The sequence below is a fragment of the Sediminibacillus albus genome, from assembly GCF_900101125.1.
GTDB classification, from domain to species: Bacteria; Bacillota; Bacilli; order Bacillales; family Amphibacillaceae; genus Sediminibacillus; species Sediminibacillus albus.
In genome coordinates this window covers 23,672-35,612 of record NZ_FNFL01000006.1, presented here as the reverse complement: position 1 = coordinate 35,612, position 11,941 = coordinate 23,672, and the positions used below count along the sequence as shown (strand labels likewise).

Sequence of the window (11,941 nt, the reverse complement as noted above, 5' to 3'; positions counted from 1 at the left end):
TTATTTACTTAGTTTGTCGATGATATAATCTATTATATGGTCAGCTACATTGATTTTTGTACAGTTATATATGTTTTTTATATGGGCGTTGGAATTCACTTCGCATATTAGTGGTTTATTTTCGGGTCCAAATAATAAATCCACTCCGGCAAAGTCAGCGCCAATAGCTTTTGTCGCTTCTATAGCTAACTGGCTTTCTTCACTATTAGGCTGGTAGCTTTCCATCTCCCCCCCTGCACTGACATTTGCACGGAAGTCGCTATGTGAAGTCCGTTTCATAGCGGCTACTACCTTGCTGCCTACTACGTTTAAACGCAAATCCTTCCCAAAGCTTGAAGAAATGAACTTTTGCAGAACAAATGGCTTATCGCCGATTTCTTTTATTTTTTCCAACATTTCACCGCTTGAGTGGACCAGATATACTTGTTCGCCAAATGACCCGAAGGATTCCTTGATTATCAGCGGAAAATCTAATATTTTTCCTGCTTGCAAAAAGCTGTCTTGTTCAATTGCAGTGCTGCCTGGAAATACTTTCGGACTGATGAGCGTTTCTGGAATGGGGAGTTTTTCATTAGCCAGTATTTGATAAGCTGCTGCCTTATCATCGCTAACAGCAATAGCTTCCGCACTATTAAAAACGGGTATCCCCGTTAACTCCAGCTGTTTTGCCAGCAGAATATCCTTATCGCCAAAAACGACAAAATCGGGCTTGGGACCTCCCGATAAACTGGTGATTGTCCCGCCTTCCTGAGAAAGCGTAGGAATCAAGTGGTTATTTTTGATAATGCTCATGTTAATATCTCTTTTAGCTGCAGCCTCCTGAATCCATTCTGCAAAGTCTTTGAACTTATTTCCAGGCAGATGTCCGTTATAAATCACCCATCCAAATTTTACCATGATCTTCTCCTTTTTAAAGCTTTTAATGATAGTATATAATGAGGCTCTTGATAATTAAGATTATATCTGTTTCATTTTAAGCAAGTTTTCAACGTTTTTGAAGTAACAAGCACTTTCATTCAACATTTAAAAGCTATAGAAGTTTGTTGGATCACTTAATCGGTATGCGGAGGAAAAGAAATGTTTAAACAAGTAGAAGAAGTAAGTGACTTCTTGGCGGATAGACGTAACATAGGTATAAGACCCGGATTGGAAAGAGTTTATTTTTTACTAAATAGTCTGGGCAGACCGGAAAAACAGCTAAAAGCAATACACGTAGCTGGAACGAATGGAAAAGGTTCTACGATAGCCTACATAGAAAATATGCTAGTCCAGTCCGGTTGGACAGTGGGTACGTTTACTTCTCCAAGTATATTAGGGCTGCAAGGGGAAATTCGGATTGGGAATAAACCAATAGATAGCAAAAAGATTGTCGATACAATGAATCTTATTTTTCCATACATATCAACTTTGGATGAGCAGCACAATCCACCAAGCGAGTTTGAAATAAAAGTAGTAGCAGCTATTTATATATTAGCTCAAGAGACGCAGATTAGCATTATAGAAACAGGCATGGGTGGAACGGAGGATGCAACAAATTGTATAGATCCGCTGGTGGCGATTATTACCAGCATAGGCAGAGACCATCAACGATTTTTAGGTGATACAATTGCTCAAATAGCCAGCCACAAAGCAGGGATTATTAAACAAGGGATACCAGTTATCCTAGGCAGGGTTCCTGGGGAAGCTGAAGAGATAATTCTGGCTGAAGCTGCTTCTTGCCGTTCGTCCGTGTTTCGTTATGGACATGACTTTGCCGTAAATAATAAAGCAGTTAGCGAAATAAAAGAGGATTTTGAATTTGTGGCCGGAAATCTATCGCTTCCATGCGCCATTACGATGAAAGGGAATCATCAGGTTGACAATGCGGCATTGGCGCTCATGGCTGTCGAATATCTAAAAGAAAAATTCCCTTTTACCTGGAAACAGGCTTTAAAGGGGTTGTTGCATACAACCATCGCAGGCAGATTTGAAAAGGTATATGAACAGCCGACAGTCATACTAGATGCAGCCCATAATCCAGAAGGAATTGAGTCTTTTTTGGAAACCGTCAAGCAGTATTATCCAAATCAAGTAAAGCACTTAGTATTCGCGGCGTTTAAAGATAAAGAGTTGACAGATATGCTGCCGCCCCTGCTGGGAACATTTGACCGAGTATATATGACTACTTTTTCGCATGAAAGAGCGGCCAGGCTGGACCAGCTTAAAGGCATGGCTATGCCAGGTTCCGCTGAGATAGTTTCCGACTGGCATTCACTAGTCAAATCTGAGCTGAAGGAGCCTGAGGGAAAAGTAGTTTTTGTGACAGGTTCCTTGCATTTTATAGAACTAGTCAGAAAATTCTTTGTTAATAGAGGATAAATGTGGTATTTTTAAGTTATCAATAAAATAAGTCTTAAGGCCTAACTGGACATGATAAGAAAGTGATAGAAGAATTTGGGGAGTTGCTGAAGATGGTGAGTAGAAATAAAAGAATTGGTCTATCAATCGCTTGGTTGTTTCTATGGCCTTTATTAGTCTGGTTGACATATCTGCAATGGTCGCCTGAAGTACCGGTAAAGTGGGTAGATATTCTTTTATTCGGCCTGCTGATGTGCAGTGTAGCTTTATTCCCCATAGTGGTCAATCAAACACCGATATTTTTTATAAATGGTGTTAGTCTAGCTGTATTTTTATACTATGGTTTATTCATAGAGGTCATTTTGACACAAGTGGCGATTATATGCCTGCTCGCTGGTATCAGGATCAGAAAGAAAGAGTTCTTCAGGCTGCCGATGAATCTGCTTATGTTTTTATTTGTTTCACTTATCTCTGCATCGGTATACTGGCTGCTTGGCGGCAGCAACGGGGCAGATGTATTACAGAACGCTGATAATATAGTCCCGATTATCGGCTATATTTTTACCTCTTTTATGACAAATCAGTTTACACTACGGTTGATAAAAAGGTTGATTTACGGAATAGAGACGAAGTTCTTTGACCGCGGCCTTATCTGGGAAGCATATACGTTAATTCTTGTCATTCCGATCGGCCTCATCCTATATATGTTCTATGTACAAGATGGATCAAGTGCTATTTTGTTTATTGGTTTTCCGCTAATCAGTATTTCCTATATTTTAAGAATGTATCATTCCAGCCAAAGAGTGAATTTCCATCTCCAGAAAACGAGCGAAATCGGACATCAATTAACAGCCCAAATGGAAGTCAATGAGGTTATTGATTTATTTAACGAACGGATTCAAGATCTGCTGCCCGTTGACTATACGATGGTCTATGAAGTACAGGAGGAGGCCTATCTAAGACTGGTGAGGTTTATTGATGCAGAGCAAAAGCTCGATTTCCCGGAAATCGATATTCTTTATAGACACCAGGGAATCAGCGGGGATGTCTGGGCAAATAAACAGGGGGTCCATTACCACAAAAGAAAACAATGGATCGGACTGGTTGATAAACACTTGGAAATTCCCGGAGAAAGTCTGATTTCCGTACCACTGGAGAGGGATAATAAAGTCGTTGGTGTGATTACTTTAGTTTCTAAAAGGAAGCGGGCATTTGAAAAATCACAATTCATGATGTTAAGAATATTGACTAATTATCTTGCAGTCTCCATTCTAAACGCCAAAAACTATGAAGAAACAAAAACCAGAAGCGAGCGGGACGCGTTGACCCGTTTGTATAATTTCAGATATTTTGAAGATCATCTTTTGGAATACTTTGAAACGCTGCAAAAGAGTACGATAAAGGAGTCAGCTTCGCTGATTTTGCTGGACATGGATCATTTTAAATCGATTAATGATACTTATGGCCATCAGAGCGGAAATGAAATATTAAGAGAATTGGCAGCTCGATTAACAAGAATTGTCGGGCAAAAAGGAGTAGTAGCACGTTACGGCGGGGAAGAATTTGTCATTTTTTTACCGAAAACCAGCAAATCATCTTGTTTATTTATTGCGGAAGTTATTCGAAAGGCAATTTCAGAAGATCCATTCTACGTATCCGACCATATTCTTGACGAAGAGGAAACGATAAAAGTATTTATGACAGCTAGCATTGGCATTGCCTCCTATCCGGATGATTGTGAAGATCCATTGGAGATGGTCCGTCATGCTGACAGAGCTATGTATGTCGGAGCAAAGCAAAAAGGACGGAATAAGGTTGCCGTCTATGAGAAGTAATTTAAAAGACTTGCTGCCAAATCTTTGCGCAGCAGGTTCTAGGTGAAATAGCAAGCTAGTAGTTCAAGGTCCTGGAAAGCTGTTTTCCCCTGTGTATCAATAGAATTTTTAGCGGGAAAGGAAAAGAAGGTGGCTCAGGTATGAGAAATAAACAGCGATACTTACAAAATTCCAGCGGGCTCACTCTAATCGAAATACTGGTCTCCATTACTATCCTATCAATTGTCATCGTATCTTTTTTAACTTTATTTGTGCAAGCAGCCCAAACAAACCATGTCTCCGAAAAAATAATAGACGGTACATATATAGCCGAAACCCACCTGGAAGAAGTTTACCACATTAGTCATAACACAAAAGGATATGAAAAAAGTATAGATGCTCTGCGAGCTAAATACACTTCGGCCAGCAATTCCAATATAGTTTCTAATGACACGGAAGGTTACCATGTAACCGTTGAACTAAAAACGCCCGACCAGGAAAGCCAGCTGGGGAGTGTGATAGTGAAGGTTTATCAAAAAGGATCACCAAATAAACTGGAAGCACAAATGGAATCGATTATTGACTGGGAAAGCCAGAGGGATGGGTTATGAGGAATAACAAAGGATTCACACTTGTAGAATTACTAGCTGCTTTGGCACTTTTAGGGTTAATAGTCGGGCTTGCCAGTTCTGTCCACTTGTTTGGCCAAAAGCAATTCACCAATGAAATAAAGCAGGTAAATAATCAATCGAATGTAAGACTTGTACTTAAACAGATTACCAAAGATATAAGAAGCTCGAATATGCTGGCTATCGAGGGAAATGTCCTCACAGTCGACGGAAATGTATATAAACAAGAAGGGACGCAAATGTTGCGGAACGATCGACTGATGGTGACTGGAATTGCCGAGTTTACCGTCAATCCTACGGAAAATGGGAGTGGAGCCGAGATTACCGTTAAAAGTGTTTCGAACAAACGACAGCAATATTCTTCGGTTAGCACGGTGATTTATGCCAGAGAGTAGGTGAACGAATGCGGTTAATTGATTTGCGGGGCAGGAAGCTTAACAACGAGTCTGGTGCTGCGCTTGTGATGACCCTCTTGGTGATGGTGGTGTTATCTGTTTTGGGCTTTGCGCTGCTAGGTATCATCGTCCATAATACAAACTTAAGTGCAGGAGAGCGAAGTTATCAATCTGCCTATTATATAGCTGAATCCGGAGCTACTGTGAGATTAAATGAAATAGAAGACAAAGTTGAAACTCATTGTTATGCGTACGATTCTGCTTCGGCCTATTGGAATTGTATAGAGGAAGAAATGACGGCGGCCAACACTTACGGAGAGAGATATTTTGAAAAAAATTTCGGCGTTCAGCCTGAAGCGGTTGTCCGCGTGGAAGAAGGAGAAACCGCTAAGGACACGAAGCAGTACACACTCGTTTCTAAAGGAGTTGTAGGCAAGCGTTCCAGAACGGTAGAGCGTCCAATCACAGTAAAGTGGATACCAAAAGGGAACGGAGGGTTACAAGTACCTGAAGATATGGCTGTATACACAAATACAACCATCGAATTAAACGGTGGAGCTAGAATTAAAGGCAATATCGGTACCAACTCAAATGAGGAGCATTCGATTCGCTTTTCCGGTGGAACTGTGTTAGAGAATGGTGCCATCTATGTACCTGAAGGCGCTGAGGATAAAGCAGTAGATGCTCCGCATTACATGGAAGATAACTTGCCAAAACCAGTAGGGAAATCAGAATCTCCGCTGGAACTGCCTGCTTTTCCGGAATTCCCTGTCTTTTCAGCTATAGAGGATCAAAAGCTGCAAGGCGGCAATAATGGTGAAATTAACAATGGCAGGTTATCTATTAACAATGGGAAAGCAACGTACCAGTTGACCTTAAATAAAGATGTATCGTTGGAAGAAATCCATATCGGGAGCAATAATCGCTTGGATATTGATTTAAACGGCCGGGATGTAAGCATGGTTGTCGAACGTTTACATTTGGAAAATGGTCATATCAACCTTGTTAACCCCGGGAAATTAACACTTTATGTTAAGGATAGAATCACTTTTGGTTCCGGTAGTACGCTTAACGATAGTGGTGATATAAAAGATTTGAATGTTTATCTAAAAGGGGCAAATAAAGTAACATTAGCCGGTGCCCAAAAAGTTTCCGGTTCATTATTTGCTGAAGCGGCAGACATAGAACTTACGGGAGGCGGTGACTTTTCCGGGCATATCCTTACTGGTGGTACAAGTGTGAAAATTACTGGCGGAGCCAGAAGTGCCTCTTTGATACTAGCTCCTCATGCAGGGTTTAAGCTGGCAGGAGGCGGGCGGACTGCAGGGGCGGTAATAGCTGATTCATTTCATGGGAGCGGTGGTACAAATGCTGTCTATGAAGCAATCGACTTTGATGACTTTCCGTTTGGAACTAGAGGAGATCATGGCACGGAAGAGGATTTGATTAGCAAGAAGCCGGTCAGAGAAGTAAAGCAATAAGGGATTTATAGGAGGGACAGCATGCCATTAAGAAATAAACAGAAACTTGGCGATTTATTAAAACAATCAGGCCTACTGACCGAAGAGGAGATTTTAGACACGCTTCAAAACAAAAAAGATGGCCAAAAACTTGGTGATGCATTGCTGGAGCGCGGGTTTATAACGGAGCAGCAATTGTTGGAAGTACTAGAGCTGCAGCTCGGAATTCCAAGTGTATCTCTCTATCGTTATCCGATAGATAAAGAATTGACTAGCCTTGTTCCTAGAGAGATGGCTCAGCGCAACGTGTTGATCCCTTTAAACCAAAAAGAACATACGATTACAGTAGCGATGAACGATCCAATGGATTACTTTGCCATAGATGATTTAGAATTATCGACCGGATTTCAGATAAAACCGGTGATTGCTTCCAAAGATGATATCTTACAAGCGATCAACAAATACTATGATTTAGAAGATTTTTCTCTCAAAGAAGGAGAGGAAGAGTTGTCTGAAGATGCCCCGGCTATTCGGATTATGGATCAAATTCTGCAAACAGGGGTTCATCTGAGGGCAAGCGACATACATATTGATCCTGCGGAAGACTGCTTGTCTGTCCGTTACCGTGTCGATGGGATCTTGCATAAGGACCGGACAGTACCAAAAAGACTGCAAAATTCGTTGATTGCCAGAACAAAGATACTTGCCGATTTGAATATTACAGAAACACGCCTTCCACAAGATGGCAGAATTCGATTGGCAGTTGACGAAAAACCGATCGATTTACGGATTTCCATTCTGCCAACGGTTTTTGGAGAAAAAGTCGTCATACGAATTTTGGATTTGTCCAATGTGTTAAAAAAACTATCCGAATTGGATTTTAGTGAGGATAACTATCAGAAATACCAAAAGCTGATTCAACAGCCTTCTGGTCTCATCCTGTTAACTGGGCCGACAGGATCTGGAAAAACCTCTACGTTATATTCATCCATCCATCAATTGAATAAGGAAAATGTCAATATTATAACTGTTGAAGATCCGGTCGAATATCAACTGGAGGGTGTCAATCAAGTACAAGTGCGTTCCTCGGTTGGTTTAACATTTGCAGCAGGTCTGCGCTCTATTTTAAGACAAGATCCCAACATTATTATGGTAGGCGAAATAAGGGATACAGAAACAGCAGAGATTGCTATCAGAGCATCGTTAACCGGACATATGGTGTTCAGTACTTTACATACAAACAGTGCAATAGCTGCTATTCCACGTCTGTTTGATATGAAAATCGAACCTTATCTCGTAGTGTCTTCCCTTTCGGGTATTATGGCCCAACGCCTAGTCAAACGTATATGCAAGGACTGTAAGCAAAGCAGAGAAGTAACCAGAATGGAAAAAGACTTATTCGAAAAACATGGGGTGGAAATTAACGAAATCCAGGAAGGAAAAGGCTGCAATAGCTGCAGGCAGACGGGGTATAAAGGCAGAACAGCCCTCCAGGAATTATTAGTAATTGACGACTCTATCCGCCAATACATGATGAACAATAACTCTTTAACGGAACTAAAACACTATTTAAAAGCAAATGGTATGAAGTTTTTGATTGATGATGGTTTATTGAAAGTGAAGAAAGGCATCACTACCTTAGAAGAGGTATTGCGTGTCGCATCAGAAGAATAGGGAGGGTTTGTTATGATTCGCCTGGACTCATTATTGAAGGATGCATTTGCCAAACATGCTTCCGATATACATATTACTGTTGGATCCCCTCCAGTTTATCGTATAAATGGCGATTTGCTAGCATCTGGAGAAGAAAGCTTGGCACCTGAGGACACCAGAGAAATGGCGAGAAGCGTGTTAAATGATGGCCAATGGGAAAGGCTGAACCGTCAGAGAGAAATAGATTTATCCTATGGCATAGCAGGTATTTCACGATTTCGTATGAATATCTTTTACCAGCGGAATTGTATTTCAATGGCGGTCCGTGTCGTTCCTACTACCATTCCCAGCTTGGCTGAGTTGCAGTTACCGCCAGTTCTCAAGCAGATATCCGCCAGTACACAGGGACTGGTGCTTGTGACAGGTCCTACCGGAAGCGGTAAGAGCACTACGCTAGCGGCAATGATCGATTATATGAACCATACGATGAACAAGCATATTATTACACTGGAGGATCCTATTGAATATTTACACAGCCACCGCACTTGTATTATTGATCAGCGGGAAGTAGGTTTTGATACTGCTAATTTCCATAACGGGCTGCGTGCTTGTCTCCGTCAGGACCCCGATGTAATTCTTGTCGGGGAGATGCGGGACTTGGAAACAATTTCTACTGCTATTACTGCTGCAGAAACAGGTCATTTAGTGTTGGGCACCCTGCATACAACAGACGCTTCCTCGACGATGGATCGGATCATTGATGTATTCCCTGCCCATCAAAAAGAGCAAATAAGAATTCAATTGGCAAATGTCCTGCAGGCGATTGTATCCCAGCGGCTTTTTCAAACAGCTGATAAACAAGGGAGGAGAGCAGCTACAGAAATTTTGAGGAATACAGCAGCCATTAAAAACCTTATCCGTAATGAAAAGATGCACCAAATCCCAAACACGATGCAGGTATCAAGGGACCAGGGCATGCACACCATGACAATGGATATTAAAAAACTGCTGCGCGAGGATGCTATTGCGGAAGAATTTGCGCTTCCTTATTTAAAGGAAAGAGGGTGACCTTCCAATGGCATATTTTCGTTATAAAGGAAGGACAGCTTCTGGTAAATCAAGGCGGGGAAAAGTGAGCGCAGGCTCGCAGCAGGAGGCAATTTCCGCTATTAGTGCACGGGGAATTACAGCTTTTGAGGTCCAGGAGCTGAACAGCTTTCTTTACCAGGATATATATATTGGCAGGCGTGTCAGAAATCGTGATTTTGTCATTTTCCTCCGTCAATTCGCTACATTAATTGATGCAGGTATTCCGTTTGTCGAATCTACCGGTATTCTGGCAGAACAAACAGACAATAAGCACTTGAAGAAAGCATTGGAAAGCATCAGGGAAGAATTGGAAATGGGTGTTTCTTTATCAGAAGCCATGGGCGATTATCCGAAAGTATTTCCGCAATTGTTAGTAAGTATGATTCATGCAGGTGAAGTCAGTGGAAATCTTGATGAAATTTTGAATAATATGGCTGCTTATTTTGAAAAGCAATACCGGTTGAAGCAAAAAGTAATATCAGCAATGACCTATCCACTTGTGGTTGGTTTTATTTCATTGTTGGTCTGTATCTTTCTACTTGTGTTCATTGTACCGGTTTTTACAGAAATGTTCTCATCTTTTGGGGAAGAAGTCCCGGTCTACACCTCTGCAGTTTTGAAAATAAGTAGTTTTGCCCAGTCCTTTTGGTGGGTATTAGTAATAATGGCAATAACCGTTGTATTGCTTTATCGATACGTAAAAGATAAAAGCCCTTATGCCGAAGCACTTGACCAGATGAAACTGCAATTTCCCTTGTTTGGGCGATTTATCCAAAAGGCACTACTGGCCAGGATGACACAGACATTGAGCTCTCTGTTAAATAGCTCTGTTCCTATTTTGCAGGCGGTTGAAATCACCGAACGGGTACTAAATAATCGTGTTTTAAAAAAAGTTTTGCAGGATAGTCAGGCTTCCTTAGAAGAGGGAGAATCGCTAGCTGCTCCGATGAAAGAACATTGGGTATTTCCCAAGCTAGTCACGCAGATGATAGCAGTTGGAGAGAGTTCGGGATCCCTTGATAAAATGTTGAAAAAGGTAGCAGATTTTTATGAGCAGGAACTGGATGAGGCATCCGACAAGCTGAAAACATTAATCGAACCTATCATGGTGGTTTTTTTAGCTGTAATGGTCGGGGCCATTGTGCTAGCAATCATCATTCCAATGTTTTCTATTTTCGAAAATATTTAATTTTCCAAAATTAGTCATAAAGTAATGGACACCTTATTCTTCTATAGTATAATTAAGATAGTTGAGAGAATATTGAGAGAACTAATATTTTAGTTTTGTGAAAAATGGGTCAAGTGCTACATACGCCAAACTTGGCGGTCTAAAATAAGATTTGATAAAAAGGGAGGAAGTTCTGCAAATGATAAGAAAAGTCTGGACAAAGTTGAACAATGCCAAAGGTTTCACACTCGTTGAATTACTCGCCGTTATTGTTATTCTAGGGATTATCGCAGCCATTGCCGTGCCAGCTATCGGGGGAATTATCGATAGTACAGAAGATAAAGCAAATGATGCAGAAATCAAAATGATAGAGGAGGCTGCCAGAATAGCCTATGCAGCTGGTGAGTTTGAAACAGAGATAACGGTAGATGAGTTAGTGGAAAAAGATTATCTTGAAGAAAAAGAGGGTACAGATCTGCCAACAGGAAAAGTGACTTATAATTCGAACCCAGGAGAAGACGAATATAGTTTTGAATTTAGCGAAGGTTCATAAGCTTAATGAGCAGCCCTTCTTAACCAATGTAATCCAAGGAGATCCCTTCTAGGGATCTCTCTACATATTTAGGAGAAAAATATGCAATTATTTTACCTCTGTTACTTTTTTGTCCTCGGTTTAATTCTTGGTTCCTTTTATAGCGTCGTTGGCTTACGAGTTCCTAAACAGGAATTATTTAAATCCCGGCGTTCTTATTGTCCAAACTGCCGCCATTCGTTAGCCTGGTACGAACTTGTTCCTGTTTTTTCTTTCCTTGTTCAAGCGGGTAAATGCCGGTGTTGCAGGCGGTCGATTTCCGTCATGTATCCGCTGGCAGAGTTGATCACTGGTCTGCTTTTTGCCTTTAGTTATTATTATATTGGCATGCAGGGAGAACTTGTTGCAGCTTTGCTGCTAGTCTCCCTGTTAGTTATCATTTTAGTATCAGATCTTCGTTATATGGAAATACCAAATCGTGTGTTGTTGTTTTTTTTACCGTTATTTTTAGTCGTGCGTCTGTTTGTTCCCCTTGATCCATGGTGGTCCCCGTTTTTCGGTTTTGTTTTAGGTATCATTCTCCTGGCGGCTATAATTATTTTCAGCCGAGGCGGGATGGGCGGCGGAGACATGAAGTTATTCGGAGTTATAGGTTTGGTTCTGGGCTGGAAACAGCTTTTATTAGCCTTCTTTTTTTCAACAGTATATGGATCAGTAATTTCAATGGTTTTACTGTCTCTAAAGGTAATTGACAGAAAAGAGCCTGTACCATTTGGTCCCTACATTGTATTAGGAACTCTTACGACATATTTTTTTGGCGATAAAATAATCAACTGGTATTTCACACTTTTTTTCTAAAGTAGG

At 41.0% G+C, this 11,941-nt stretch carries 11 protein-coding genes; 10 read left to right on the top strand and 1 reads right to left on the bottom strand.

Annotated features, from left to right (window positions below; translation table 11 throughout):
* The gene (locus tag BLR93_RS14280; protein WP_093215962.1) at window positions 1-897 is read right to left on the bottom strand and encodes an ATP-grasp domain-containing protein; all 897 of its coding nucleotides are present in this window, start codon (window positions 895-897) and stop codon (window positions 1-3) included.
* Window positions 898-1,077: 180 nt separating this feature from the next.
* Here BLR93_RS14280 and BLR93_RS14275 point away from each other — a divergent pair, with 180 nt between their 5' ends.
* The 10 genes from BLR93_RS14275 to BLR93_RS14230 all read left to right on the top strand — a co-directional run bounded on the left by BLR93_RS14275 (window position 1,078) and on the right by BLR93_RS14230 (window position 11,935).
* Window positions 1,078-2,358, top strand: coding sequence for a bifunctional folylpolyglutamate synthase/dihydrofolate synthase (locus BLR93_RS14275; protein ID WP_093215960.1), 1,281 nt, complete (start codon window positions 1,078-1,080; stop codon window positions 2,356-2,358).
* Between the two features lie 92 nt (window positions 2,359-2,450).
* Window positions 2,451-4,172, top strand: a complete 1,722-nt coding sequence (locus BLR93_RS14270; RefSeq protein WP_093215957.1) for a GGDEF domain-containing protein — start codon at window positions 2,451-2,453, stop codon at window positions 4,170-4,172.
* Between the two features lie 140 nt (window positions 4,173-4,312).
* Window positions 4,313-4,762 carry a type IV pilus modification PilV family protein gene (locus tag BLR93_RS14265; protein WP_093215955.1) on the top strand — a complete coding sequence of 150 codons (450 nt, stop codon included), beginning with the start codon at window positions 4,313-4,315 and terminating at the stop codon, window positions 4,760-4,762.
* On the top strand, window positions 4,759-5,175 hold the full coding sequence (locus tag BLR93_RS14260) for a prepilin-type N-terminal cleavage/methylation domain-containing protein (RefSeq protein ID WP_093215952.1): 417 nt from the start codon (window positions 4,759-4,761) through the stop codon (window positions 5,173-5,175). The genes BLR93_RS14265 and BLR93_RS14260 overlap by 4 nt, the downstream gene beginning before the upstream one ends.
* 8 nt (window positions 5,176-5,183) lie before the next feature.
* Window positions 5,184-6,656 (top strand): DUF7305 domain-containing protein, encoded by a 1,473-nt coding sequence (locus tag BLR93_RS14255; protein ID WP_093215950.1) that lies wholly within the window; start codon window positions 5,184-5,186, stop codon window positions 6,654-6,656.
* Between the two features lie 21 nt (window positions 6,657-6,677).
* The gene (locus tag BLR93_RS14250; protein WP_093215947.1) at window positions 6,678-8,309 is read left to right on the top strand and encodes a GspE/PulE family protein; all 1,632 of its coding nucleotides are present in this window, start codon (window positions 6,678-6,680) and stop codon (window positions 8,307-8,309) included.
* Between the two features lie 12 nt (window positions 8,310-8,321).
* On the top strand, window positions 8,322-9,356 hold the full coding sequence (locus BLR93_RS14245; RefSeq protein WP_093215945.1) for a type IV pilus twitching motility protein PilT: 1,035 nt from the start codon (window positions 8,322-8,324) through the stop codon (window positions 9,354-9,356).
* 7 nt (window positions 9,357-9,363) lie between these two features.
* The gene (locus BLR93_RS14240) at window positions 9,364-10,566 is read left to right on the top strand and encodes a type II secretion system F family protein (RefSeq protein WP_093215943.1); all 1,203 of its coding nucleotides are present in this window, start codon (window positions 9,364-9,366) and stop codon (window positions 10,564-10,566) included.
* Window positions 10,567-10,744: 178 nt separating this feature from the next.
* Window positions 10,745-11,098, top strand: coding sequence for a competence type IV pilus major pilin ComGC (locus BLR93_RS18405; protein WP_093215941.1), 354 nt, complete (start codon window positions 10,745-10,747; stop codon window positions 11,096-11,098).
* A gap of 81 nt (window positions 11,099-11,179) precedes the next feature.
* Window positions 11,180-11,935 carry a prepilin peptidase gene (locus BLR93_RS14230; protein WP_093215939.1) on the top strand — a complete coding sequence of 252 codons (756 nt, stop codon included), beginning with the start codon at window positions 11,180-11,182 and terminating at the stop codon, window positions 11,933-11,935.
* Window positions 11,936-11,941 lie beyond the last annotated feature (6 nt).